The sequence below is a fragment of the Bacillus paralicheniformis genome, from assembly GCF_002993925.1.
GTDB lineage: Bacteria > Bacillota > Bacilli > Bacillales > Bacillaceae > Bacillus > Bacillus paralicheniformis.
This window is the reverse complement of the sequence record NZ_CP023665.1, coordinates 3,088,435-3,113,105: the sequence shown is the minus strand read 5'-3', so window position 1 is coordinate 3,113,105 and position 24,671 is coordinate 3,088,435. Positions and strand designations below refer to the sequence as shown.

The following is a 24,671-nucleotide window of genomic DNA, read 5'->3' as shown; positions in this document are numbered from 1 at the left end:
CTCGGGAGTCATGCTTTTTTGCTTAGTTTGTCGGCTGTTTTTCCGCGGAGGATATCGAACAGTTCGCTCAAATGGCTGATTTCGTGATCGGGTGTAAGGTCAGTTTCATTCTTTTTGCCTTTGCGGTTGACCCAGACGGTTTGAATGCCCGCTCTGGAAGCCCCGAGAATGTCGGTGTTCAAGTTGTCTCCGACCATCACGGCATCATCCTTTGTCATGCCGAGGAGGCTGAGGCAGTGTTCAAATATGCTTGGATCAGGCTTTCCTTTTCCGAATTCACCAGAAATGACGATTTCATTAAAATAAGGAGCAAGTTCCGGTACGCCTGCCAACTTTTCTTTCTGCAGGCTCGGATCGCCGTTTGTCAGCAAAAGAAGCTCTACTTTTCCTTTCAGTTCATCTAAAACGGCAAATGTTTCTTCATACACGAAAGGGCTCTTTCGGCGCACTGCGGCGAAATATTCGCCGAGTTCTTCCCCGAAGGCGGGATCGTCGATGCCAAACGCCTTCAATCCGTTTGTCCATGCGTTTTTTCTGTATTCAGGAACAATTTTGTTCAGTTTTTGAAAGCCTTCGCTGATCGGCTCGCTGAAGTTTGACCACAGGCCTTCAAATGGGTTGATGCCGATCATGACGGTGTATGGATATGTTTCATAAGACGTGTAAAGCTTTCGCGCTGCTTCGCGGACCGCTGCTTCAAATTCTTCCGCATGGATTCCGTATTTTTCTTCAGCTTTAAGACACGTTTTGGAAAATGCTGTGCTGACGCTTTTTTCATCCCAGAGCAATGTATCGTCTAAATCAAAAAATACGGCTTTCATGATCTTCTCCTCTGCCATTAATTTATAGAATTCTCTTATTTATTTTACAATAGATTAAATGGATGTGAAAGAAATGAATTTAAGAATGTGATGTAATGCAGTGTCAAAGTGTGAAAGCTTCTCGAATATGATAGAATGAAACGGATTTCTATTGTTTGGAAATGCAGGGGATTTTTAAGATGCATCTTATGTTCGTGATAACGGGCTCACATGCGGACAGAAGAAGCAGATACAGTGTAGAAATGGAAGGAATGGTTTTGTGAAAAAACGATGGATATTTTGGTGGATTTGCAACATATTTTGGATGGCCGTTTTTGTAATGGGGACGGCTCTCGTGTGGCTGAGAGATGTTGATGGCGCCGGTGTTACTCAAACGCCTGAGCTTAAATTAATAGCGTTTATCGTTTTATTGATTGCATTTATATTTCCATTCATTATTCAAGTTGTGTGGCTGATTGTTAATTTGAAAACGGGTAGCAGCAAATAAGGTAAAGGCAGCAATTGTTTGCTGCCTTTTTTATTTTGTAAAGCATGCCGCGTCAAAGTGTGAATAAAAAGAGGTATGATAGAATAAGAGCAAATTCCGATACAGAAAGAAAGCAAGGGGAAGTACATGATTCAACTCATGATCATGATGCTGGAGAGAGTGGGGATCATCGTTATCCTGGGCTTTATGTTGGCCCATATGAAGGTGTTCCGTCAGCACCTCCAGCATCCGGAAGGGTATAAGGGAAAAGGGGTTCTCATCTTCATTTTTTCCCTGTTCAGCATCATCAGCAACTATACAGGCATTGAAATCCGGGAACATAAGATTTTGAACAATGATTGGATTTTTGCGATCGATCCGTCAAGCTCGATTGCCAATACGAGAATTCTCGGTGTCGAAATCGGCGGTCTGATCGGAGGGCCGTTTGTCGGAGCGGGTGTCGGGCTATTGTCAGGCATTCACCGTTTTTCACTGGGAGGGACGACAGCTTTGAGCTGTGCGGTTTCTTCACTGCTGGCTGGCGTCATCGCCGGTTATATCGGCAGCTTTTTCAGGAAACGGCATCAGATGGTGACACCAAGGGTAGCCGCTCTGGCGGGTATTTGTATGGAGGGTCTGCAAATGCTGATGATTCTCGTACTTGCAAAACCGCAGGCTGAGGCTATTGCGCTTGTTCAGATGATCGGCATTCCGATGATGATTGTCAACGGGACGGGCAGCTTTATTTTTCTATCGATCATTCAGTCTATTATCCGCAAAGAGGAACAGGCGCGGGCCGTTCAGACCCATAAGGTGTTTTCGATAGCGGATCAGACGCTTCCTTTTTTCCGTCGGGGACTGAATGAGGATTCCTGCAAAAGCGCCGCTCTCATTATTCACCGGATGACGGGGACGGATGCCGTATCGATTACGGACAGAGAGAACATTCTCGCTCATGTCGGAGATGGAGCAGATCATCATATTCCTTCGAAAAATCTGATCACCGGTTTATCGAAAAAAGTCATTCAAACCGGAAAGGTCATGAAAGTGAAGTCGCGCGATGAAATCGAGTGTGCGCACCGTTCCTGTCCGCTGCAGGCGGCGATCGTACTGCCGCTCTTCTCCAACCGCGAAACAATCGGCACGCTGAAGCTGTACTTTAAGCATCCATCCGGTCTTAACCGTGTGACGGAAGAGCTCGCCGAAGGGCTTGCCATGCTTTTTTCCACTCAGCTAGAACTCGGTGAGGCTGAGCTGCAAAGCAAGCTTTTGAAAGATGCCGAAATCAAGGCGCTTCAAGCGCAGGTCAATCCGCACTTTTTATTTAATGCCATCCATACGATTTCTGCTCTGTGCAGGACAGATCCCGAAAAAACGCGGAAACTCCTCCTGCAGTTGAGCGTTTATTTTCGTTCCAATCTGCAGGGAGCCAGGCAGCTGATGATTCCGCTCTCAAAAGAGCTGAACCACCTGGAAGCCTATTTATCATTGGAGCAGGCCCGGTTCCCTGGCAAGTATCATATTGATTTTCATATCGAGGACGGTCTTGAAAGCATGGAAATTCCTCCATTTATATTGCAGCTGCTTGTTGAAAACGCGCTTCGCCATGCATTCCCGAGAAAACAAAAGGTATGCACGGTAAAAGTATGCGCTGTGAGAGAGCAGGACGGCGTTTTGATGAAGGTGTCAGACAACGGCAGGGGAATTGATCCCGAGCTGTTTGGACAGCTGGGACAGGCGCCCGCACCTTCAAAAGAAGGGAACGGGACGGCGCTTTACAATGTGAATCAGCGGCTTACCGGTTTGTTCGGGCACCAGGCTGCCCTCGAGCTTGCCAGCGAACCTGATAGAGGAACAGAGATATCCTTTAAGATTCCTTTTCAAACCGAAAGAGAGGGGAACAGAGATGCTCAAGGTATTAATCGTGGATGATGAAATGTTTGCGCGAGACGAGCTGAAATATTTATTAGAGCAGACCGAAGAAGTGGTTGCGGTCGATGAAGCTGAACATATCGAAGAAGCGTTTGACAAAATGGCGGATCACAAACCTGATATTCTTTTCTTGGACATCGATTTGTCTGGGGAGAACGGTTTTGACATTGCGAAGCGGCTGAAAAAAATGTCGGTGCCTCCGGCTGTCGTTTTTGCGACCGCTTATGATGAATATGCGCTGAAAGCATTTGAAGTGGATGCGGTCGATTATTTGACAAAGCCGTTTGATGAGGAGCGAATCAGACAGACGATCCAAAAATATAAAAGGATGCGTCCCGGCCATCAGGAGGGGCAGCAGCTTGCGGGCCGCCACAGGCTGGCTCTCAGCATTGACGAAGCGATCGTCATTCTCGATCCGGACGAAATCGTATACGCCGGGTTAGAAGACGGACACGTCACAGTGAGAACCTTTGATCAGGCATACACGGTTCACGATACATTAGTCGTTCTCGAACAAAAGCTTTCACAGACGGCGTTGATCAGGGTGCATAGAAGCTTTCTCGCAAATATGGATCATATTAAAGAAGTCAAACCCTGGTTCAATTCGACATACAACCTCCTGATGAAAGACGGCTCCACGATTCCTGTCAGCCGTACATACGCGAAAGAGCTGAAAAAACGGCTGCATATGGTGTGAAAAATGATCAGCGGCGGTGAAAGACTGAATTCGTCATTCACCGCCGTTTTTTAGCGCTGAAGCCCGGGCCGTCCCGCTTCTATGGAGAATGTGGCATAAGTTGAGACTGGGGCGCCGGGCCGTGTGATATAAGGAAGAACCTGAAAGTCGGCTTCAAGCTGCCGGGGCGTCAAGCGGCAGCGAACGTAGCCGCGCTGCGCATTGTACAGTTTGACATGCGGGTTTCCGAGCCAGATCGGCGCCAATGAATCGGTCTCGCTGCCGTCAGCGTCTGAAGATATCGAAGTTGTGATCAGCTCGGTTCCGATTGTCGCTGAGCCCGCATCGTCGAAGTTCTCCTTTAAGTCGGCAGCGGCATGTCTGTGAATATCTCCTGTCAGCACAACGGGGTTTTGGATGCCGTATGCCTTGTATGCGGAAAAAAGCCTGTCGCGGCAAGCGGGAAAACCGTCCCACTGGTCTGTGCTGTACTCAACTCCGGGGCCTGTATCGCGGTCGATTTGAGCCAGGACGACTTGCTGGACTAAAAAGTTCCACACCGTGTCAGACCGGCTCAAGCCGTTAAAAAGCCAGCGCTCCTGGTCAAATCCGAGTATGGAGCGTGACGGCTCAAGCCGTTCGGCCTCATTTGCCGGAAAATTATTGCGGTACTGCCGGGTGTCCAGAACATTGAATTCAGCCAGGTTTCCATAGCGGAACCGCCTGTACATCAGCATGTCAGGCCCATTTGGAATCGATGTGCTGCGGATCGGGATATTTTCGTAGAAAGCTTGGTACGCCGCTGCGCGCTGCCGGAGAAAATCGTCCGGAGATGTGTTGTATTGGGAATGGATGCCGGCATAATTGTTTTCGACCTCATGGTCATCCATCGTCACAACCCAGGGAGCCAGCGCATGAATGGCCTGGAGGTCCGGGTCTGTCTTAAAAAGAGAATATCTGAGTCTGTATTGGCTGAGCGTGACGGTTTTTGCGTTATGGGCAGCAGATAAAGTCACATCGCGGAAAAGATTTTTAGCATTAATGGCATATTCGTAAATATAGTCTCCGAGGAAAAAAACAACGTCCGGATGGTCTTCGGCCATATGCCGGTAAGCTGTAAAATATCCGTGGTACCAAGCTTGGCACGAGGCGAGAGCGAACGACATTCCCTTGATGTCGGCGTGCGGGGAAGGCGCTGTTTTTGTACGGCCTGTCCGGCTGATTTCCCGTCCCGCTTTAAACCGGTACCAATAATAGCTTCCCGGCTTTAAGCCGTTCACTTCAACATGAACGGAGTGGGCGAGCTCAGCGAGCGCTGAGACGGTCCCGCGCTTCACCACTTTGCGGAAATGTTCATCTTCGGCTACTTCCCACTGAACAGGGACGGCTCTGCCGGGCATTCCCCCTAAACCGTCTTCGGCAAGCGGAGCGGGGGCAAGCCTCGTCCAAATGACAACCCCGTCGGGATGCGGGTCACCTGAAGCCACTCCAAGCTTGAATGGATAATCTGCAAATCGGGGCGCGCCGGCGGCGATCGAAGCGTCTTCAGGCATCAGGCCGCGTCTTGCTAAAGATGCGAATTCGCCAGCCGGAACAAAGCGCCCTCCTCTTGAATGGTTCATGAGTCAGAGCCTCCTCATCAATCGTTTTCTCATTAACCACTATACGATCTGTTTTGCTCCATTAGCACATTCTGGAATTTAAATAATTGTGAAGAATGTGCAAAGCCGGAAGAATAATTTGCATTTCAGCGTCCCGTTTCTGCAATTGAAGGGCGGTATCCGGCAAGTTATTTTGAAAACGCTTTTTTGGCCGGGGCCTTTTTATATAATGAACCCAACACAGCCAAAGAGGTGAACGAAATGAAGGGGAAAAAAGAATATGGCTTTTTAACTCAGGCATTTATTTTTGCTGTTATTATGTTTGTTTCAAACGGAATCGCCGCGATTCTGCCCATCCCGATTCCTCCGTCTGTCATCGGCTTGGTGATGTTGTTTGCATTGCTGTGTGCGAACGTGCTGAAGCTGGAACAAGTCGAATCGCTTGGCACGGCGCTCACTTCGCTGATCGGTTTTTTATTCGTTCCGTCGGGTATATCAGTGATGAACTCGCTCGGTGTCATGGAGAAATACGGGCTGCCGATCGTCCTCGTGATTTTCCTGGCCACCGTCATTCTGCTTGCAGCGACAGGCTTGTTTTCACAGTTCATCCTGTCTGCAAGCAAAAAGGACCGTCAGGACAACCGGGTTGAATCAGCCAAAAAAACAGCTTCTTGAATCAATAGGAGGTTATTAACGCTATGACACCTTATTTCGGTATCGTCGTTTCACTGGCCGCATTTGGCATCGGCATTTTTTTATTTAAAAAATCAAATGGTTTTTTCTTGTTCACGCCTCTGTTTGTCGCGATGATTCTTGGGATTGCATTTTTAAAAATCGGCGGTTTTTCATATGAGGACTACAAGAGCGGCGGAGACATCATTAAGTTCTTTTTGGAGCCCGCCACGATTGCGTTCGCCATTCCTTTATACAAACAGGTGGAAAGCTTGAAAAAATATTGGCTGCAAATCCTTGGCGCCATTATTGCGGGCTCTGTCTGCTCGGTTGCTGTCGTCTATCTGATCGCAAACGCGCTCCATCTTGACGGAGCCGTCATGAAAAGCATGCTGCCTCAGGCCGCCACGACCGCGATTGCGCTTCCTTTATCAAAAGGAATCGGCGGCATTCAAGATATCACGGCCTTCGCCGTCATCTTTAACGCAGTGATCGTCTATGCGCTTGGCGCGCTTTTTTTGAAGATCTTCAAAGTGCAGCATCCGATCGCCAAAGGGTTGGCGCTCGGAACATCAGGACATGCCCTCGGCGTCGCCGTCGGAATTGAAATGGGGGAAGTCGAAGCGGCAATGGCGAGTATTGCAGTTGTCGTCGTCGGCGTCGTGACCGTGTTTGTCGTTCCGTTATGTGTCCAAATGATCGGCGGATAGAGCCGGTGAAAGAAAAATAAAAAAATAGCCATTGCTATTTCAAATGTGTCCTGATATAATAGCAAATGTTGTGATAAATTTTATATCTTGACTTGCAGGATTTGTTTATGTAAGATGGATAATGAATTGAATATATATCAACAAGCAGAAGCACCCGCTTCTCACCTGATTGACACATTCTTGTAGTTGGCAGGTTAAACGTACATTTCTTATTTTTCTATGCAATGTTCGCAGTGTGGGTGTTTCGATGCCCGCACTTTTTGTTTGCCTGTGGAATGCAAAGAAACGGTCAAAATGAGTTGTGAAATCAATTCAAAGATTCTATGGAGGTGGCTCATTATTAGCAAAGATCAATTGGTTAATGAGGGTATCCGTGCGCGTGAAGTTCGTTTGATCGGACAAAATGGCGATCAGCTTGGGATCAAATCCCGCCAGGAAGCACTGGAAATTGCGGGTCGCGCAAATCTTGACCTTGTGTTGGTTGCAGCGAATGCAAAACCGCCTGTATGCCGGATCATGGACTACGGAAAGTACAGATTCGAGCAGCAGAAGAAGGAAAAGGAAGCACGCAAAAATCAAAAAATCATTAACTTAAAAGAAGTTCGGCTGAGCCCTGGTATTGAAGAACATGATTTCAATACAAAGCTTCGCAACGCCATCAAGTTCCTGGAAAAAGGGGACAAAGTGAAAGCGTCCATCCGCTTTAAAGGCCGTGCGATCACGCACAAAGAAATCGGACAGCGCGTGCTGGACCGTTTCTCAGAAGCCTGCGCGGAAGTGGCGACTGTTGAAACGAAGCCGAAAATGGACGGCCGCAGCATGTTCTTGGTGCTCGCGCCTAAAACTGAAAAGTAATTAAGGAGGAAACATCCATGCCAAAAATGAAAACTCACCGCGGATCTGCGAAACGTTTTAAAAAGACAGGTTCCGGGAAACTGAAACGTTCTCATGCATATACAAGTCACTTGTTCGCAAATAAATCTCAAAAACAAAAGCGCAAGCTTCGCAAAAGCGCAGTCGTAAGCGCTGGCGATTTCAAACGCATCAAGCAGCAGCTTGCCAACATTAAGTAATTCGGAAAAGGTATAATTAGGAGGGAAATCTAATGCCAAGAGTAAAAGGCGGAACTGTTACACGCAAACGTCGTAAAAAGGTTCTCAAATTAGCAAAAGGTTATTTTGGTTCAAAACATACATTATATAAAGTAGCTAACCAGCAGGTTATGAAATCAGGAAACTACGCTTTCCGTGACCGTCGTCAGAAAAAACGCGATTTCCGCAAACTGTGGATCACTCGTATCAATGCTGCAGCACGCATGAACGGTCTTTCTTACAGCCGTTTGATGCACGGTCTTAAGCTTTCCGGTATCGAAGTAAACCGCAAAATGCTTGCTGACCTTGCTGTAAATGATTTGAACGCATTCAATCAGCTTGCAGACGCTGCTAAAGCGCAATTGAATAAATAATTGAAAAAGGCCGGAACCCGGCCTTTTTCTTTTGTTGTTAGAAGCTACTCGCGCGGGATGTGAAACGGTTCGTGAGACCGGCCGCCGCAAGCCCCAACCGCGAAACAAGGAGAAATGAACAATATGACTCTCATATGGATTTACGCGATCCTCATAAACGGATACGGCTTTTTCTTAATGAAAGCAGACAAGCAAAAAGCGGTCACTGGGAAATGGAGGGTATCTGAGCGCCGCATCTGGCTCGTTGCGGCCGCTTTCGGATCCGCAGGCGTCTGGTTCGGGATGATGCAGTTCAGACATAAGACAAAACACCTTTCCTTCAGGCTTGGCATTCCTTTTTTGCTGGCCGTGCAAGCCGTTTTGACCTATTTTTATATGATGAATTAAAAAAGCAGATGAGGCTTATTGCTCTTCTGCTTTTTTGTTTCTCCACTTTTGAATGTTCGAATCCCAGTCGATTTTGCAATCGGGATAGTGGGCTTTAATGTTTTCTTCCAATTCTGCGAAGTCTTCTTCCGTGAAAGAGCTGAGCTTTTCTTCAGGCGCTTCCGTCCATACAAAAATCGTATGGATGAACAGCGGATGGTCTTTTGAAGGAATGTGTTTTTCTCCTTCGAAAAGCACGCCTTTAAATGTCAGCTTGAGATTTTTGCGTGCATTTTTCTGTTCGTCCAAAAAATAAAAGTGTTTTTTGGCCTGTGCTGATTTCAGCCTTCTGTCCGGACTCCCCAAAAATTGAACGGCCCTGTACACGACGTAAACCAAAAGCGCCAGCAAAGCCAGTCTCAATATGATGACAATCATGTTAAAACAGAACCTCCCTTGAACGTAATTTTGAGTATATCCCAATATATACGAACCAGTTCCCGCAAGGTTTCATTTTTTAACCAAAAAAGCTGTACAGAATATTGGTCGTATTGAAAAGGGATGTTTCTGTATAATAGTAAATGAGGGTTAATTAAGGAGGCTGTATAGAGATGGCAAAGCTTGATGAAACATTGACGATGCTAAAGGAATTAACAGATGCAAAAGGAATTCCTGCAAATGAAAAAGAGCCCAGACAAGTCATGAAATCGTACATAGAACCGTTTGCCGACGAGGTTACGACAGACAGACTGGGAAGCTTAATCGCTAAAAAGACCGGACAGGCTGACGGACCGAAGATTATGATTGCCGGCCATCTTGATGAGGTCGGTTTTATGGTTACGCGGATCGATGACAGGGGTTATCTCCGCTTTCAGACGGTTGGAGGCTGGTGGAGCCAGGTCATGCTGGCGCAGCGTGTGACGGTCGTGACGAAGAAAGGCGACATCACCGGTATCATCGGTTCAAAACCTCCTCATGTCCTGTCTCAGGAGGCAAGAAAAAAATCGGTGGATATTAAAGATATGTTTATCGATATCGGAGCGTCGAACAGAGAGGAAGCGATGGAGTGGGGCGTTCTTCCGGGAGACCAGGTCGTTCCTTACTTTGAATTTACGGTGATGAATAATGAAAAAATGCTGCTTGCCAAAGCATGGGACAACCGTATCGGCTGCGCGATCGCGATCGATGTGCTGAAAAACCTGAAAGGAGCGGATCACCCGAATGTCGTCTACGGCGTCGGAACCGTACAGGAAGAAGTCGGACTGAGAGGCGCGAAAACCGCCGCGCATACGATCAAGCCTGATATTGCTTTCGGTGTTGACGTGGGAATCGCGGGTGATACGCCGGGTATTACGGAAAAAGAGTCGACAAGCAAAATGGGAAAAGGCCCGCAGATCATCCTTTATGACGCTTCAATGGTGTCTCATAAAGGGCTTCGCGACTTTGTCACGAATGTAGCAGATGAAGCCGGCATTCCGTATCAATTTGACGCCCTCTCAGGCGGAGGAACAGATTCGGGCTCGATCCACCTTACCGCGAACGGAGTGCCTGCTCTGTCGATCACGATCGCGACAAGGTATATCCATACGCACGCGGCCATGCTTCACCGGGATGACTATGAACATGCGGTAAAATTAATTACCGAAGTGATTAAACGATTGGATAAAGAGACGGTTCAAAATATTACGTTTGACTGATGAAAGATGGGGCTGACAGGCTTATTTTATAAGCTGTCAGCTTTTTTTGTAATGTCAAAGACAGCGTTTACATATATAAACATTGTTCGAAAAATTGACAAAGAAAGGGAGGCATTGTTTTTTCATTTACAAGAACAGGAGTGTGAACTGAATGAAAAAAGTGTTGCGGAGAATGTCTTTGACAGGATTGATGTTCGGACTGCTGCTGGCTTTTTTGATGCCTGAATCAGGCAAGGCTGCGTTTTGGGACACAAAGGGGGACAATTTCATCCATGACCCTTCCATCATTAAAGAGGGAAATACGTGGTATACATTTGGAACCGGGCTCGGTACAGGGCTGCGTGTCATTAAGTCAACCGACGGCAGAAACTGGAGTGCTGCCCCGAGTATTTTTCCAGCTCCATTGTCCTGGTGGAAGATGTACGTACCAAATCATGAACCGCATCAGTGGGCGCCGGATATCAGCTACTATAACGGCCGGTATTGGCTGTATTACTCTGTATCGTCTTTCGGTTCAAACACATCAGCGATAGGACTCGCATCGACAGACCGGATTTCATCCGGCAAATGGCGGGATGACGGGCTGGTCATCAGATCGACATCCGGTGATCAGTTTAATGCCATTGACCCTGATCTGGTTATTGACAAAGACGGGAATCCATGGCTCTCATTCGGTTCCTTTTGGACCGGCATCAAGCTGACAAGGCTTGATAAAAACACGATGAAGCCGACGGGAAGTCTGTATTCGATCGCCTCAAGGCCGAATAACGGCGGAGCGGTTGAAGCGCCGAACATTACCTACAAAGACGGCTACTATTACTTATTTGTCTCGTTTGACAGCTGCTGTAAAGGGGTGAACAGCACATATAAAATAGCGTACGGCCGTTCAACGAGCATTACGGGACCCTATTATGATAAAAGCGGCAAAAATATGATGAACGGCGGAGGGACGATCCTGGATTCCGGCAATGACCGCTGGAAAGGGCCGGGACATCAGGATGTTCTGAACAACTCGATCCTTGTCAGACACGCTTATGACGCGTTGGACAATGGTGTATCGAAGCTGCTCATCAACGACTTGTACTGGGATTCCCAAGGGTGGCCGACTTATTAACAGATGACGGGCGATTTTTCCGCCCGTTTTTTTGTTCTGAAATCTGTCAAAAAAAATAAAAAACACACTGGAAATTAAATTGACAGTTTTTTTCAAAATGATATAATGAAGTTGTTCGTACAAATATGTTTTTGAGTTTAGTTGTACGTACATATAGTCGCGATAAGTTTGAGAATAAGGTATATCCATATTTTTTTGTAAGCGTTTTAATAGTTTGCTAATCTTTACACAGAAACCTTAAAGAAGAGGAGGAAGCTATTTGATTCAAAAAAAGACGCATGTATTTTGGTTTGTGACAGGCAGCCAGCATTTATATGGAGAAAAGGCCGTACAAGAGGTGGAAGAGCATTCCAAAATAATCTGCAACGGATTAAATGACGGACATTTAAGGTTTCAAGTCAAGTACAAAGCGGTGGCCACTTCGCTGGACGGCGTCAGAAAACTGTTTGAAGAGGCGAACCGGGACGAGGAGTGCGCGGGCATCATTACCTGGATGCATACGTTTTCACCGGCGAAAATGTGGATTCCGGGCCTGTCCGAGCTGAATAAGCCGCTGCTCCATTTTCATACCCAATTTAACCGGGACATTCCGTGGGATAGAATCGACATGGATTTCATGAATATTAATCAGTCTGCACACGGCGACCGCGAATACGGCTTTATCGGAGCTAGATTGGGCATTCCGCGAAAAGTCATTGCCGGGTATTGGGAAGATAGAGACGTCAAACACTCGATCGACAAATGGATGAGCGCAGCGGTCGCATATATTGAGAGCCGTCATATCAAAGTCGCCCGATTTGGGGACAACATGCGCAATGTGGCGGTAACAGAAGGAGATAAGATTGAAGCGCAGATTCAGCTTGGCTGGTCTGTCGACGGATATGGAATCGGCGACCTCGTCACAGAGATCAATACTGTATCAGAACAAAGTCTGAACGAGCTCATCTCCGAATATGAGGAGCTTTATGAGTGGCCGGAAGGCGAAGAGGCAAGGGAATCCGTCAAAGAGCAGGCGCGGATCGAGCTTGGATTAAAGCGCTTTCTTTCGAATGGGGGCTATACGGCCTTTACGACAACCTTTGAAGACCTCCACGGTATGAAGCAGCTTCCAGGTTTGGCCGTTCAGCGCCTGATGGCCGAAGGCTACGGTTTCGGAGGAGAAGGAGATTGGAAAACGGCTGCGCTCGTCAGGATGATGAAAGTGATGGCCGGCGGAAAAGAAACGTCATTTATGGAGGATTACACGTACCATTTTGAACCGGGCAATGAAATGATTCTCGGCTCCCACATGCTTGAAGTGTGCCCGTCGATTGCCGATCACAAACCGAGAATTGAAGTCCATCCGCTGTCAATGGGTGCAAAGGACGATCCGGCGCGGCTCGTGTTCGACGGAATTGCAGGCCCTGCGGTCAATGTCTCTCTCATCGATTTGGGCGGCCGTTTCAGGCTTGTCATCAATGAAGTGGAAGCTGAGAAGGTTCCGCATGATATGCCGAATCTTCCGGTGGCGCGCGTACTTTGGAAGCCGCAGCCGTCTTTGAGAACATCGGCTGAAGCGTGGATTTTGGCTGGCGGTGCGCACCATACATGCCTTTCGTATCAGCTGACAGCCGAGCAGATGCTCGATTGGGCCGAAATGTCAGGCATTGAAGCGGTGTTGATCAATCGCGATACGACGATATTAAATCTTCGCAATGAACTTAAATGGAGTGAAGCTGCATATCGGCTTCGCAAGTTTTAAGGGGGTGAAGGCTTATCCCTTACACAATCGGAGTTGACTTTGGAACATTGTCAGGACGCGCTGTTCTCGTCGATGTCCGGACAGGTGAGGAAATCGCGACAGCTGTCAAAGAGTACACACACGGGGTGATAGACCGGGAGCTTCCCGTCTCAAAGCGGAAACTTCCGCGGGACTGGGCGCTCCAGCATCCGGCTGATTACATTGAAGTGCTGGAGGAAACAATTCCGAGCCTTTTAAAGCAGTCGAAAGCGGATCCGAAAGAAATCATCGGCATCGGAATCGATTTCACGGCTTGCACGATTTTGCCCGTTGACGAGAACGGCACTCCTCTTTGCATGAGGGAAGAGTATGCGTCAGAACCGCACAGCTATGTCAAGCTTTGGAAGCACCATGCTGCACAGGAGCAGGCGAATCGCTTGAATCAAATCGCGGAAGAAAGAAATGAACCTTTTCTTCAAACATACGGCGGGAAAATTTCTTCCGAGTGGCTCGTTCCAAAAGTGATGCAAATCGTGGAAGAAGCGCCTGTTATTTATGATGCTGCAGCCGAGATTATGGAAGCGGCCGACTGGATCGTCTATATGCTGTGCGGAACTAGAAAGCGCAACAATTGTACAGCGGGTTATAAAGCGATTTGGAACAATAAAAGCGGCTATCCTTCCGATGATTTCTTCGCAAGCCTGCATCCGAAGCTGAAAAATATCGTTCGCGAAAAATTAACAGAGGATATTTATTCTGTAGGTGAAAAAGCGGGCGGACTGACTGAAGAAATGGCCGGGAAGACAGGGCTTCTGGCTGGTACGGCGGTCGCTGTCGCAAATGTTGATGCGCATGTGTCAGTTCCGGCGGTCGGCATCACAGAGCCGGGCAAGATGCTGATGATCATGGGAACGTCTACCTGCCATATGCTGCTCGGTGAAGATGTCAGAATGGTGCCGGGAATGTGCGGCGTCGTTGAAGACGGGATTCTGCCAGGCTATGTTGGCTATGAAGCGGGCCAATCGTGCGTCGGCGACCATTTTCATTGGCTGATTCAACACTTTGTACCAGAAGCGTATATGAAAGAAGCTGAAGCCGAAGGGATTTCTATATTCGAACTGCTGTCTCAAAAGGCTGACCGTCTCCAAATCGGCGAAAGCGGTTTGCTTGCATTGGATTGGTGGAACGGAAACCGTTCAACACTCGTTGATGCCGATCTGACAGGCATGCTGCTCGGTATGACGCTTGCCACTAAGCCTGAAGAGATATACCGTGCATTGGTTGAAGCGACTGCTTACGGGACGAGGATCATTATTGAAACGTTTAGACAAAGCGGCGTGCCGATCGAGGAGCTATATGCCGCAGGAGGAATCGCCGAAAAAAATCCGTTTATCATGCAGATTTACGCGGATGTCACCAACATGGAAATCAAAATATCCGGATCTCCGCAGGCGCCGGCTTTAGGTTCCGCGATATTCGGAGCGCTCGCGGCCGGAAGCGTGAACGGCGGTTATGACCATATCGAAGAAGCAGTCGCACATATGGGCAAGATCAAGGATCAAACGTACAAACCAATTCCTGAAAACGTTGCCTTATACGATCGGCTTTATACGGAATACAAGGAACTTTACACGTACTTCGGAAAGCAAAACAACGTGATGAAACGCCTTAAAAAATTGAAAAACATCCAGTCCATTAGTTCTGACACCGGTAAAGCGATGGCTTAAAGGGAGGAGAAAACTGTGCTGGAATCTTTGAAAGAACAAGTATTAAAAGCGAATTTGCAACTTGAAGAATACCGGCTTGTCACCTTTACATGGGGAAATGTCAGCGGTATTGACCGGGAGAATGAGCTGGTCGTCATCAAACCGAGCGGTGTCAAATACAGCGATTTGAAAGCCGAAGATTTAGTGGTTCTGAATATGGACGGCGAGATTGTAGAAGGGGATCTGAAGCCGTCTTCCGATACGCCGACACACCTCTATCTTTACCGGCAGTTTCAGTCGGTCGGCGGGATCGTCCATACGCATTCTCCGTGGGCGACAAGCTGGGCGCAGTCAGGGAAGGATATTCCGTCACTCGGAACGACTCATGCCGACTATTACCACGGTGACATTCCGTGTACAAGAGAAATGAATCCTGAGGAGATCAGAGGTCAATACGAGTTGAATACAGGAAAAGTGATTGCCGAGACGTTCCGGCATCTGGACCCCCTGGCGATGCCCGGCGTTCTCGTGAACAATCACGGGCCGTTTTGCTGGGGGAAAGACGCCTTGGCGGCCGTACACAATGCTGTCGTCTTGGAAGAAGTCGCGAAGATGGCGTACCGCTCCCTGATGCTGAATCCGTCTCTTGAGCCGATTAAGAGCGCTTTGCAGGATAAGCACTATTTTCGCAAGCACGGGGCAGACGCGTATTACGGCCAATAGAGGAGGGAAGCTGTCAATGAAAGATTTGATCTCTTATGTGAAAGACACTTTGGGTGCGTGCGAATGCGGAGCCGTTCATCATCCGCTTACAGTCGAAAAAATCGCGATCGGCGGCAAAGCTGTTGAGCAAGAATTGCCCGCTTTCGTGAAATCGGCTTCCTATAAAAAAGCCGCTGTCATTTATGATGAAACGACCGGACGGATAGCCGGTAAGCGGATTGCGGCTCTTCTTGAAGAAACGGCTGAAACGGTTCAGGTTCTGCTGGAAGCTAATGAAGCGGGCGATGTGACGGCGGATGAGCAAACATTGGTGAGTGCATTGATCGGTGTACCGATTGATGCGGATGTACTAATTGCAGCCGGAGCGGGCACGATTCACGACATCGTCAGGTTTTGCGCCTATCAGCGCGGCATCCCGTTTATTTCAGTTCCTACGGCTCCGTCGGTTGACGGTTTTACTTCAGCCGGCGCACCGCTGATTTTAAAAGGAAAGAAACAGACGGTTCAAACGACAGCGCCGATCGCGCTTTTTGCCGATTTGGAGCTCTTGTGTCAAGCGCCGCAGAACATGATAGCCGCAGGTTTTGGCGATATGCTCGGCAAGGAGACGTCGCTTGCTGATTGGGAAATTTCCCGCCTGCTTGCCGATGAGCCGTATTGCCCGGCCGCCAGCCGGCTCACGAGGGAAGCGCTTGATCAATGCCTTGACCGAAAAGATGACATCGCTGCCAAGACGCGTGATGGGATTAAGAAATTGATGGAATCACTGATCCTTTCTGGTCTTGTCATGCTGGTTCTCGACCATTCAAGGCCGGCTTCCGGCGGCGAGCATCATCTTTCCCACTACCTTGAAATGAAAGCGTTGGAGAACAATAAGCGGCAAGTGCTCCACGGTGCTAAAGTCGGCTGCAGCGCCATCATGCTGACTGACATTTACCGATCTCTTATCGGTACAAGCCTGGGTGATCAACACGCTGAGCAAGCGATTCGCTCCGTTTATGAAAAGCTTCCTGACGGTAAGAAAATGGCAGAGTGGATGAGGCGTATCGGCGGGCCTGTATCTTTCAAAGAACTCGATGTTGAAGAAGAGCTGGTGAGAGAAGCGCTCGCATACGCCCATCAGCTCAGAGACCGGTATACAGGACTGAAAATCATCAATCAATACGGCCTTTTGCCGGGGCTTTTAGGCAAAGGACCAGGCGTGAAAGGGGTTAAAATGTGAAAAGGTTCCTTTCATCTATCTTTATGGTCACGGTCGCTGCATGTCTGCTTTTATCGGGGTGCAAGGCAAGTCCAGCCTCTGATCAAGCGGACGGCACCGAATTGACATTTTGGACATTCAACGGCCTTCATGAACAGTTTTATGCTGAGATGGTGAAAGAATGGAACAAAAAGTATCCCGAGCGAAAAATCAAATTAAATACAGTGGTGTATCCGTATGGACAGATGCATGACAATTTATCAATCTCGCTTTTAGCCGGGAAAGGGGTTCCAGATATTGCCGATGTTGAGCTGGGGCGCTATTCGAACTTTTTGAAGGGCTCTGACATTCCTCTTACAGATTTAACGCCGCTTGTGGATGGCGACCGCGACAAGTTTGTTGAAGCGAGGCTGACGCTCTACAGCAAGAACGGCAAGCTTTACGGACTTGACACACATGTCGGAACAACCGTGATGTATTACAACATGGAAATGATGAATAAAGCAGGCGTTGATCCTGACGACATCAAAACGTGGGAAGATTACAGGGAAGCGGGCAAAAAGGTCGTCAAAGCTCTCGGAAAGCCGATGACAACGATTGAAACGACCGATCCGAATTCATTTCTGCCGCTGGTTTCCCAGCAGGGATCCGGTTACTTTGATGAGCAGGGGCGTTTGACATTAAACAATGAGACAAACGTAAAAACGCTCGAATTTTTAAAGACTTTAATTGAGAAAGACAAAATTGCCGTCACAACGCCCGGAGGTAATCATCACAGTGAAGAATACTACGGGTTTATGAACCAAGGCGGCGCGGCGTCTGTCTTAATGCCGATCTGGTATATGGGTCGTTTTTTGGATTATATGCCTGACTTGAAAGGGAAAATCGCGATCAGACCGTTGCCGGCATGGGAAGAAGGGGGAGACCGTTCAGCGGGAATGGGCGGAACGGCCACCGTGATTCCAAAACAGACGAAAGAAGTCGATCTGGCCAAGGATTTCTTGAAATTTGCCAAAGCATCGAAAGAAGGCAACATCAAGCTGTGGACCGTGCTCGGATTCGATCCGCTCAGATGGGATGTGTGGGACTCGGACGAATTGAAAAAACCAAATCAATATACAGAATACTTTCAAAACGGACAACACATCTTTTCCGTGCTTCTTGACATAAAGGATGAGATCAATCCGCTTTACCTTACTGAGGATTATGCGAAGACTTCCGATCTCGTCAACAGAAACGTCCTGTACGAAGCGCTCAAAACGAAGAGCAAAACACCGAAAGAAGCATTGGACAAAGCAGCAGCTGAAGTGAAAGGGCAATAGTCTTTCATTACTGTAAAGCGAGGCGATAACTTGAAGACTGTTAAAACAGATACAGTGCATTCGTTTCCGCCGGTGAGCAGAAAAAGAAAGATCAGACGATTATTATATTCAGCAAAAGCCGCACCCTACATTTTCACAGCACCTTTTGTACTCTCCTTCTGCATATTTTTTCTTTATCCGCTTATCAGCGTCGTCATCATGAGCTTTCAAAGCATTCTCCCCGGGGAAGTCCGCTTCATCGGGACGGAGAACTATCAAGCATTAAACAATCCTACATTTTATACCGCACTATTCAACACCGTAAAATACACCTTTTGGACATTGCTGATTTTAATACCTGTTCCTCTTATTCTGGCAGTCTTTTTAGATTCTAAACTCGTAAAGTTTAAAAACGTGTTCAAATCGGCTTTATTCATCCCGGCTCTGACGTCAACCATTGTGGCGGGGATTATTTTCAGGCTGATTTTTGGAGAAATGGATACATCGCTGGCGAATTCGATATTGGCTAAGTTTGGAGCTTCGCCGTACAACTGGCTGAACAACGAACATACCGGCATGTTTTTAATGGTGATGCTCGCATCCTGGAGATGGATGGGAATCAATGTCCTGTACTTTTTGGCGGGCTTGCAGAACGTTCCGAAAGAATTATATGAAGCTGCCGAAATCGACGGCGCAGGCACGTTCAAGAAGTTTTACCATATTACGCTTCCGTTTTTAAAGCCCGTCAGCGTCTACGTGCTGACGATCAGCATCATCGGCGGCTTCCGGATGTTTGAAGAAAGCTATGTGCTGTGGCAAAACAACTCTCCGGGCAACATCGGCCTGACGATGGTCGGATACATTTATCAGCAGGGGCTTGCCTACAACAACATGGGCTACGGCTCGGCGCTCGGCATCGTGCTCTTGATCATCATTTTCATCTGCAGCCTGATTTCATTAAAGCTGTCTGGATCTTTTAAAAAGGAGGGCTATTAATGCGTCCTGCCAGAGGCCTCAACATTGCGAAAGTTGCTCTGTTTCTGCTGTTTGCGATACTAAGCTTTTTGTTTGTGTTTCCGCTTTTCTGCCTTGTGCTCGGCTCGCTCAAACCATCTTCGGAATTGCTGCGCTTCGGCTTGAATTTAAAGCTGAGCCCTGAAATCCTGAGCCTTGACAATTACACATACTTGTTTAACGGAGGAAGCATTTATTTTCAATGGTTTTCGAACAGCTTGATTCTCGTGGTGATATCCACCGTGCTGACGCTCTTGTTTTCTTCAATGGTCGGATACGGGCTTGCCGTCTACGACTTTAAAGGAAAAAATCTCTTGTTTGTAGCTGTGCTCCTGATCATGATGGTGCCGATCGAAATTCTCATGCTGCCTTTATTTAAAATGACGGTTTCTCTTCATATTGTCGACACATACGCCGGTGTGATTCTGCCGTTTATCGTCTCGCCTGTCGCCGTGTTTTTCTTTAGACAGTATGCGCTCGGCCTGCCGAGAGATTTGCTTGATTCCGCGAGAATGGACGGCTGCACAGAGTTCGGCATTTACTTCAGGATCATGGCGCCCTTGATGAAGCCGGCATTTGGAGCGATGATCATTCTTCAATCCTTAAACAGCTGGAACAACTTCTTATGGCCGCTGATCGTTTTGCGATCGAAAGAAATGTTTACGCTCCCCATCGGACTGTCCGCTTTGCTCAGTCCGTACGGGAACAATTATGACATGTTGATTTCGGGTTCTGTGCTGGCGATTCTGCCCGTGATTCTCATTTTCCTGTTCTTCCAGAAGTACTTTATATCAGGTTTGACGGCAGGCGGAATTAAAGGCTGATCCACTATATATCATCTTGAAAGGAATGATTTAACATGACTGCACACAAAGCGAAGATGACGATTGACAAGGAATATAAGGTGGCAGAGGTTGATAAGCGAATTTACGGATCCTTTATCGAGCATCTCGGCAGAGCCGTTTACGAAGGGATTTATGAGCCCGATCATCCTGAAGCTGACAAATCTGGCTTTCGGAAAGACGTTATTAAATTGGTCAGTGAACTGAAGGTTCCGTTTATCAGGTATCCGGGCGGAAATTTTGTCTCGGGTTATAACTGGGAGGACGGGGTCGGTCCTGTCGAACAGCGGCCGACAAGACTTGATTTGGCGTGGGCGACAACCGAGCCGAACTTAATCGGTACGAACGAATTTATGGATTGGGCAAAGCTTGTCGGGGCAGAGGTGAATATGGCCGTCAACCTCGGAACGAGAGGAATTGATGCCGCACGCAACCTGGTAGAATATTGCAACCATCCGTCAGGATCGTACTACAGCGACTTGAGAAAATCCCACGGATATAAGGAACCGCATAAAATTAAAACATGGTGCCTCGGCAATGAAATGGACGGTCCATGGCAAATCGGCCATAAAACTGCAGCCGAATACGGAAGACTTGCCGCTGAAGCCGCGAAGGTGATGAAATGGACGGACCCGTCGATCGAGCTCGTCGCCTGCGGAAGTTCGGGAAGCGGAATGCCGACATTCATCGACTGGGAAACGACCGTGCTTGACCATACGTACGAACATGTCGAGTACATCTCGCTTCACTCGTATTACGGCAACCGTGACAATGATCTTCCAAACTATTTGGCGAGATCGCTGGATATGGATCACTTCATCAAAACGGTCATCTCAGTCTGCGACTATATGAAAGCGAAAAAGAAAAGCAAGAAAACGATTCACCTTTCATATGATGAGTGGAATGTCTGGTATCACTCGAATGAAAAAGACAAAGAAGCTGAACGCTGGGCGAAAGCGCCGCACCTTCTTGAAGACATCTACAACTTTGAGGATGCGCTTCTCGTCGGCTGTATGCTGATTACGATGCTCAAGCATGCCGACCGCGTGAAAATCGCCTGTCTGGCTCAGCTTGTCAATGTCATCGCGCCGATTATGACAGACAAAGGGGGAGAAGCGTGGCGTCAGACCATTTTCTATCCGTTTATGCACGCTTCCGTCTACGGCAGAGGAACGGTATTGCAGACGGCGGTATCGTCTCCGAAGTATGATGCGAAAGACTTTACGGATGTGCCGTACCTGGAGTCCGTGTCTGTTTTCAATGAAGAAGCCGAAGAATTAACCGTTTTTGCCGTCAACCGCGCAACTGACGCCGGCCTTGAAATGGAAGCCGATATGAGAAGCTTTGAAGGGTACAGTGTCTCTGAGCACATCGTTCTGGAACACGAAGATCATAAAGCGACGAATGAAAAAGACCGCAACAACGTCGTTCCGCACAGCGGCGGAGACGCCAAAGTATGTGACGGCAGGCTGACGGCTCACCTTCCGAAACTTTCCTGGAATGTGATCAGAATGAAAAAAAGATGATCTAAAAAATCCGGCCGCTGTGCCGGTTTTTTTAGGTGTGAAAAGGTGTGCGCATTTATGTCGGAGAATACTATAAAACAGGAGGGGGGATATGATGAAGTCGTTTTTTTCGGCTGCATATTGCTTTTTGATGTACGCATTTATAGCATACCTTTGGCTTCTGTTTATCACGGCGGTCCTTGATCGGACCCGGTTTCTCAATCACTCATTTTTAGAGGCGGGCGTCATCTTGATCGGCACCATTTTGTTTTTTTCGCTGTCTCACCATCTCTCAGCTTCACTTGTCAAAACAAACATCAATCGAATCGGAGGGATCGCCGCTTTCTGTCTAGTCATGGCCGTTCATTTTTTTATTGTTCCGTTATGCTGACAGAAAAAAGGCGGATATCCGATGATACCCGCCAATTACGCCTTAAAAAAGGCAGCAGATGAAGCATGTGTCTATTTTATTCTTATTATTCCTATTAGTCAACTGGGTTTTGGGTGGTTTTGAAAATTATTCCTTTGTTTTAAGGACATGTTGATAAAGATCTGCTGCACTCTCTATTGGAATGTGGCTGATCGAAAACTTCATATTTTCTTTTCCTGAGGCAACGGCCAGCTTAATTGACGCTAAGTTTTTTCTCTCTTGCATAAATGTTTGGCTCAATGATGCCCATTGAATGCGTCCGCGTTTCATAATTGCCGTTTTCCGGGATAAAATTCCGTATTGCAAAGTTAAAAAACGGCTGCTTTGATTCCAGCCAATCATCCGATACCCTATCCACCCCAGGCTGAATAATCCGAGCGGCAGAACTGCAGCTAGATTGTGATAGTCGGAAGGTACAAACAGCCATATCGGTATGGCAAAAAGACAGCCGGCTATAAATGGCATAACCATATAGTGAATTTTCGCTCCCTTTGTGAGCGTTTGCAGATGGCCTCCTTTGCGGTAACCGGTAAACGGTTCAAGCATGGATTCGGCCTTTTCTTTTTTAACAAAAGGAAGTAGGGTGACGGTTTTACTGCTTTGCTCATTTGAACGATTGCGAATCACAACAGCTTTGATTGCTGCATACCCCAAGAATCGGTGAATCGGACGCTCAATGATGAGAATGGCCTGTATCCGGTCTTGTCCGATCATTCGTTTTTTCTTTTCAAACAGGCCCTGCTCAATCTCAATTTCTCCTTTGCTATTTTTCCTTAATGTGAATTGAAAATCACTTGCAAATGTGAGTAATAGCGAAAGCGCGAATGATAGAATAGCCATCAAGACCACCGTGATCATGATCCAGTTGGGGCCGAACCAGCCGGATAAGGAGGTGAACAAAGTGTCCCTGTCTCCTTCTTTCGATATATCCATATATTTTAGCAATCCGAATAATAACAGCGTAAATACAATCCCGACTTTAGGCGATAGCAGACTGTGTAAAATGAGGTTACTTTTAGATAATTGAAACATTGAGTCTTCAGCATGTTCGCTCGGCCTGTCTTTTGTTTCTGCTTTTAAAGCCGTCCGAATGCGCTGTTCTTCTTCTTTTGAAATGCAGCTGAGTGTGATGCCGGATTCTTCTCCTCCGGCAAGTTCAATTGTCAAAGTCCGGGTGGAAAATAAATGATCATATACACGAATCGCAGAATCAATTGATTGTATACGATCCGGCTGCACCCATCTTTTCTTGACGACAAGCAAACCGGATTCAACATATATCGCTTTCTCATGTATTTGGTAGGTAAATGACCGCCATTTTAATACACCAATCACGAAAAACGACATGATAAGGCATGAGCCTAAAGTGATATTGATGAGGAAAGCGGGAATGTCACCGCCCAGTTTATGAATACATAATACGAGCAGTGGGAATAACCAAATAAAGGAAAAGGATTCTTTGATCGCTGTAGCGATAAAGTAAAGGACGGAAACCGGATGGAGACGATGTTTGATCAATGTGTCAGACTTGTTCATCGCTTAACCTCGCATAGGCTTCAATTTCTTTGCGGATCGAATCGGCTGTTCCTTCGGCCAATCCCAGAATGTCGTGGCTGCCGGCTGCCGTTGATAAAGTCACTGTATATAAATTGTACTTTTTTAAAATAGGACCTTGTTTTGCTTCGACATGCTGGACTTTCCCCATAGGAATTAATACTTTTCGTCTGAAAATGATCCCTTTATGGATTTGAATACTTACTTCACTTAGGCGGTATCGCCACAAGTGATATTTCCACTTCGGCAAAAGATAAAGTTCAAACGGTACCGAGGCAACAGCTAAACATAATGTGACAGCCAATATCCATTTTGGCCAGCCGAATGTGATAGTAAAGTATAGCAATGCCAGAATCATGGATGCATACACACATAAAGTGATCACACCTTCAAGCTTCCGTACGGCAACAATTTTCCCGTCCAATTTTTTAAATTCACCAGTGTTCACAATAGCCCCCCTATTTAGTTATTTTTCTTGTTGCATAATCGAACGTATCGACAATTTCTGATATCATGTCTTCCTTATCTGATATATCTTGATTTGCGATTTTGGTCCCAAGAGAATCGATGACGCTTCGGACGGTTCTGGCCATAATGTGCGGGGAAAACTGCCTGAAACTCCCTTCTGTTTCCTGTCCCCACTTAAAAATTTCAACTAACGGCTCATATATTGATTCATCTTCATTCTGGTAAAACAGCTCGCCGGTTTCTGTTCGTAGGTTGGATACCACCTCAATGATCGCGGTCACGTAAGCTCGGTGTTCATACATGAATCTGAGATTTGATTCAATGTATGCGCGCAGTGTCGCCGGCGCACTGTCTGAACCATCCATGAATTTTTCCATATAAGGTGCTGCAAGTCCGTAGCAATACTCAACAACAGCCTTCATAAGCTGCATTTTATTTGGAAAATGATACGTAACGACTCCTTTGCTGATTCCCCCCTTTTTTGCGATATTGCCGATCGAGGCATTCGCATAGCCTTCTTCCACAAGCACTTGAATAGCGTCTTCAATAATTTGCAGTCGTCTTTTTTGTGATTTCGTATTCATGACTCAATTTTAGTACGATCGTGCTAAAGTGTCAATAAGAATATGAAATCAAACTGAGAGGTCCGGGTGCTCGTCAATAACAAAAGGAAGCTGTCATAAAAAG

Annotated in this window: 26 protein-coding genes and 1 other annotated feature; of the genes, 20 read left to right on the top strand and 6 right to left on the bottom strand. The window is 47.1% G+C overall.

What is annotated here, in order from left to right; translation table 11 throughout:
• Positions 1-8 precede the first annotated feature (8 nt).
• Positions 9-821: an HAD family hydrolase gene (locus CP943_RS15845; protein ID WP_020452537.1), complete on the bottom strand. Its 813-nt coding sequence runs from the start codon at positions 819-821 to the stop codon at positions 9-11.
• Positions 822-1,080: 259 nt separating this feature from the next.
• Between CP943_RS15845 and CP943_RS15840 the strand changes: the two genes are divergently transcribed.
• From CP943_RS15840 to CP943_RS15830, 3 genes are all read left to right on the top strand, one after another.
• On the top strand, positions 1,081-1,308 hold the full coding sequence (locus CP943_RS15840; protein ID WP_020452536.1) for a DUF3923 family protein: 228 nt from the start codon (positions 1,081-1,083) through the stop codon (positions 1,306-1,308).
• Between the two features lie 126 nt (positions 1,309-1,434).
• Positions 1,435-3,219: a sensor histidine kinase gene (locus tag CP943_RS15835; protein ID WP_105981140.1), complete on the top strand. Its 1,785-nt coding sequence runs from the start codon at positions 1,435-1,437 to the stop codon at positions 3,217-3,219.
• Positions 3,194-3,916, top strand: a complete 723-nt coding sequence (locus CP943_RS15830) for a LytR/AlgR family response regulator transcription factor (RefSeq protein ID WP_105981139.1) — start codon at positions 3,194-3,196, stop codon at positions 3,914-3,916. Before CP943_RS15835 ends, CP943_RS15830 begins: the two co-directional genes overlap by 26 nt.
• Positions 3,917-3,966: 50 nt before the next feature.
• Here CP943_RS15830 and CP943_RS15825 read toward each other — a convergent pair whose 3' ends face one another.
• Positions 3,967-5,517, bottom strand: a complete 1,551-nt coding sequence (locus tag CP943_RS15825) for an alkaline phosphatase D family protein (RefSeq protein WP_105981138.1) — start codon at positions 5,515-5,517, stop codon at positions 3,967-3,969.
• A gap of 240 nt (positions 5,518-5,757) precedes the next feature.
• Here CP943_RS15825 and lrgA point away from each other — a divergent pair, with 240 nt between their 5' ends.
• The 6 genes from lrgA to CP943_RS15795 all read left to right on the top strand — a co-directional run bounded on the left by lrgA (position 5,758) and on the right by CP943_RS15795 (position 8,730).
• The gene (lrgA, locus tag CP943_RS15820; RefSeq protein ID WP_075212767.1) at positions 5,758-6,171 is read left to right on the top strand and encodes an antiholin-like murein hydrolase modulator LrgA; all 414 of its coding nucleotides are present in this window, start codon (positions 5,758-5,760) and stop codon (positions 6,169-6,171) included.
• A 23-nt stretch (positions 6,172-6,194) separates the two neighbouring features.
• Positions 6,195-6,878, top strand: a complete 684-nt coding sequence (lrgB, locus tag CP943_RS15815; RefSeq protein WP_105981137.1) for an antiholin-like protein LrgB — start codon at positions 6,195-6,197, stop codon at positions 6,876-6,878.
• A 136-nt stretch (positions 6,879-7,014) separates the two neighbouring features.
• Positions 7,015-7,147, top strand: a sequence feature (ribosomal protein L20 leader region).
• 67 nt (positions 7,148-7,214) lie between these two features.
• Entirely contained in the window at positions 7,215-7,733 is a 519-nt protein-coding gene (gene infC, locus CP943_RS15810; RefSeq protein ID WP_116523372.1) for a translation initiation factor IF-3, read from the top strand.
• Positions 7,734-7,750: 17 nt separating this feature from the next.
• Entirely contained in the window at positions 7,751-7,951 is a 201-nt protein-coding gene (gene rpmI / locus CP943_RS15805; protein WP_003184267.1) for a 50S ribosomal protein L35, read from the top strand.
• A gap of 32 nt (positions 7,952-7,983) precedes the next feature.
• The gene (gene rplT / locus CP943_RS15800; protein ID WP_003184266.1) at positions 7,984-8,343 is read left to right on the top strand and encodes a 50S ribosomal protein L20; all 360 of its coding nucleotides are present in this window, start codon (positions 7,984-7,986) and stop codon (positions 8,341-8,343) included.
• A 123-nt stretch (positions 8,344-8,466) separates the two neighbouring features.
• The gene (locus tag CP943_RS15795; protein WP_105981136.1) at positions 8,467-8,730 is read left to right on the top strand and encodes a DUF1294 domain-containing protein; all 264 of its coding nucleotides are present in this window, start codon (positions 8,467-8,469) and stop codon (positions 8,728-8,730) included.
• A gap of 15 nt (positions 8,731-8,745) precedes the next feature.
• Here the strand turns inward: CP943_RS15795 and CP943_RS15790 are convergent, their stop codons facing one another.
• Complete coding sequence (locus CP943_RS15790; protein WP_023855473.1) at positions 8,746-9,147, bottom strand: hypothetical protein; 402 nt, start codon at positions 9,145-9,147, stop codon at positions 8,746-8,748.
• Positions 9,148-9,320: 173 nt separating this feature from the next.
• Here CP943_RS15790 and CP943_RS15785 point away from each other — a divergent pair, with 173 nt between their 5' ends.
• The 11 genes from CP943_RS15785 (at position 9,321) to CP943_RS15735 (ending at position 21,923) form a co-directional block, all read left to right on the top strand.
• Positions 9,321-10,406, top strand: a complete 1,086-nt coding sequence (locus CP943_RS15785; protein WP_020452527.1) for a M42 family metallopeptidase — start codon at positions 9,321-9,323, stop codon at positions 10,404-10,406.
• A 151-nt stretch (positions 10,407-10,557) separates the two neighbouring features.
• A complete protein-coding gene (locus CP943_RS15780) occupies positions 10,558-11,520 on the top strand; it encodes an arabinan endo-1,5-alpha-L-arabinosidase AbnA (RefSeq protein ID WP_035338196.1) in 963 nt (320 codons plus the stop codon).
• Positions 11,521-11,779: 259 nt separating this feature from the next.
• Positions 11,780-13,261: an L-arabinose isomerase gene (araA, locus tag CP943_RS15775; RefSeq protein WP_065643641.1), complete on the top strand. Its 1,482-nt coding sequence runs from the start codon at positions 11,780-11,782 to the stop codon at positions 13,259-13,261.
• Between the two features lie 14 nt (positions 13,262-13,275).
• Positions 13,276-14,967 carry a ribulokinase gene (gene araB / locus CP943_RS15770; RefSeq protein ID WP_041817285.1) on the top strand — a complete coding sequence of 564 codons (1,692 nt, stop codon included), beginning with the start codon at positions 13,276-13,278 and terminating at the stop codon, positions 14,965-14,967.
• Positions 14,968-14,982: 15 nt separating this feature from the next.
• Positions 14,983-15,669, top strand: a complete 687-nt coding sequence (gene araD / locus CP943_RS15765; protein ID WP_105981135.1) for an L-ribulose-5-phosphate 4-epimerase — start codon at positions 14,983-14,985, stop codon at positions 15,667-15,669.
• A gap of 16 nt (positions 15,670-15,685) precedes the next feature.
• Entirely contained in the window at positions 15,686-16,891 is a 1,206-nt protein-coding gene (locus CP943_RS15760; RefSeq protein ID WP_095290827.1) for a sn-glycerol-1-phosphate dehydrogenase, read from the top strand.
• Positions 16,892-16,914: 23 nt separating this feature from the next.
• Complete coding sequence (locus CP943_RS15755) at positions 16,915-18,192, top strand: arabinooligosaccharides ABC transporter substrate-binding protein AraN (RefSeq protein ID WP_105981372.1); 1,278 nt, start codon at positions 16,915-16,917, stop codon at positions 18,190-18,192.
• A 30-nt stretch (positions 18,193-18,222) separates the two neighbouring features.
• Positions 18,223-19,167 (top strand): arabinooligosaccharides ABC transporter permease AraP, encoded by a 945-nt coding sequence (locus tag CP943_RS15750; protein ID WP_020452520.1) that lies wholly within the window; start codon positions 18,223-18,225, stop codon positions 19,165-19,167.
• Complete coding sequence (locus CP943_RS15745) at positions 19,167-20,009, top strand: carbohydrate ABC transporter permease (RefSeq protein WP_020452519.1); 843 nt, start codon at positions 19,167-19,169, stop codon at positions 20,007-20,009. Before CP943_RS15750 ends, CP943_RS15745 begins: the two co-directional genes overlap by 1 nt.
• Positions 20,010-20,044: 35 nt before the next feature.
• Positions 20,045-21,553, top strand: a complete 1,509-nt coding sequence (gene arfA, locus CP943_RS15740; RefSeq protein ID WP_105981134.1) for an arabinosylfuranosidase ArfA — start codon at positions 20,045-20,047, stop codon at positions 21,551-21,553.
• A 91-nt stretch (positions 21,554-21,644) separates the two neighbouring features.
• A complete protein-coding gene (locus CP943_RS15735) occupies positions 21,645-21,923 on the top strand; it encodes a hypothetical protein (RefSeq protein WP_020452517.1) in 279 nt (92 codons plus the stop codon).
• 126 nt (positions 21,924-22,049) lie between these two features.
• Here CP943_RS15735 and CP943_RS15730 read toward each other — a convergent pair whose 3' ends face one another.
• From CP943_RS15730 to CP943_RS15720, 3 genes are read right to left on the bottom strand one after another with little or no spacing between them, the layout of a single operon-like run.
• Positions 22,050-23,498, bottom strand: a complete 1,449-nt coding sequence (locus CP943_RS15730; protein WP_105981133.1) for a PH domain-containing protein — start codon at positions 23,496-23,498, stop codon at positions 22,050-22,052.
• Entirely contained in the window at positions 23,485-23,964 is a 480-nt protein-coding gene (locus CP943_RS15725; protein WP_020452515.1) for a PH domain-containing protein, read from the bottom strand. The genes CP943_RS15730 and CP943_RS15725 overlap by 14 nt, the downstream gene beginning before the upstream one ends.
• Positions 23,965-23,974: 10 nt before the next feature.
• Positions 23,975-24,568 carry a TetR/AcrR family transcriptional regulator gene (locus CP943_RS15720; protein ID WP_023855462.1) on the bottom strand — a complete coding sequence of 198 codons (594 nt, stop codon included), beginning with the start codon at positions 24,566-24,568 and terminating at the stop codon, positions 23,975-23,977.
• Between the last annotated feature and the right edge of the window lie 103 nt (positions 24,569-24,671).

Bases quoted from the DNA above. Each gene is read 5' to 3' on its own strand.
- CP943_RS15845 (WP_020452537.1), bottom strand. From the start codon at position 821: ATGAAAGCCGTATTTTTTGATTTAGACGATACATTGCTCTGGGATGAA.
- CP943_RS15835 (WP_105981140.1), top strand. From the start codon at position 1,435: ATGATTCAACTCATGATCATGATGCTGGAGAGAGTGGGGATCATCGTT.
- CP943_RS15830 (WP_105981139.1), top strand. From the start codon at position 3,194: ATGCTCAAGGTATTAATCGTGGATGATGAAATGTTTGCGCGAGACGAG.
- CP943_RS15825 (WP_105981138.1), bottom strand. From the start codon at position 5,517: ATGAACCATTCAAGAGGAGGGCGCTTTGTTCCGGCTGGCGAATTCGCA.
- lrgA (WP_075212767.1), top strand. From the start codon at position 5,758: ATGAAGGGGAAAAAAGAATATGGCTTTTTAACTCAGGCATTTATTTTT.
- lrgB (WP_105981137.1), top strand. From the start codon at position 6,195: ATGACACCTTATTTCGGTATCGTCGTTTCACTGGCCGCATTTGGCATC.
- rpmI (WP_003184267.1), top strand. From the start codon at position 7,751: ATGCCAAAAATGAAAACTCACCGCGGATCTGCGAAACGTTTTAAAAAG.
- rplT (WP_003184266.1), top strand. From the start codon at position 7,984: ATGCCAAGAGTAAAAGGCGGAACTGTTACACGCAAACGTCGTAAAAAG.
- CP943_RS15795 (WP_105981136.1), top strand. From the start codon at position 8,467: ATGACTCTCATATGGATTTACGCGATCCTCATAAACGGATACGGCTTT.
- CP943_RS15790 (WP_023855473.1), bottom strand. From the start codon at position 9,147: ATGATTGTCATCATATTGAGACTGGCTTTGCTGGCGCTTTTGGTTTAC.
- CP943_RS15785 (WP_020452527.1), top strand. From the start codon at position 9,321: ATGGCAAAGCTTGATGAAACATTGACGATGCTAAAGGAATTAACAGAT.
- CP943_RS15780 (WP_035338196.1), top strand. From the start codon at position 10,558: ATGAAAAAAGTGTTGCGGAGAATGTCTTTGACAGGATTGATGTTCGGA.
- CP943_RS15760 (WP_095290827.1), top strand. From the start codon at position 15,686: ATGAAAGATTTGATCTCTTATGTGAAAGACACTTTGGGTGCGTGCGAA.
- CP943_RS15755 (WP_105981372.1), top strand. From the start codon at position 16,915: ATGGTCACGGTCGCTGCATGTCTGCTTTTATCGGGGTGCAAGGCAAGT.
- CP943_RS15745 (WP_020452519.1), top strand. From the start codon at position 19,167: ATGCGTCCTGCCAGAGGCCTCAACATTGCGAAAGTTGCTCTGTTTCTG.
- arfA (WP_105981134.1), top strand. From the start codon at position 20,045: ATGACTGCACACAAAGCGAAGATGACGATTGACAAGGAATATAAGGTG.
- CP943_RS15735 (WP_020452517.1), top strand. From the start codon at position 21,645: ATGATGAAGTCGTTTTTTTCGGCTGCATATTGCTTTTTGATGTACGCA.
- CP943_RS15730 (WP_105981133.1), bottom strand. From the start codon at position 23,498: ATGAACAAGTCTGACACATTGATCAAACATCGTCTCCATCCGGTTTCC.
- CP943_RS15720 (WP_023855462.1), bottom strand. From the start codon at position 24,568: ATGAATACGAAATCACAAAAAAGACGACTGCAAATTATTGAAGACGCT.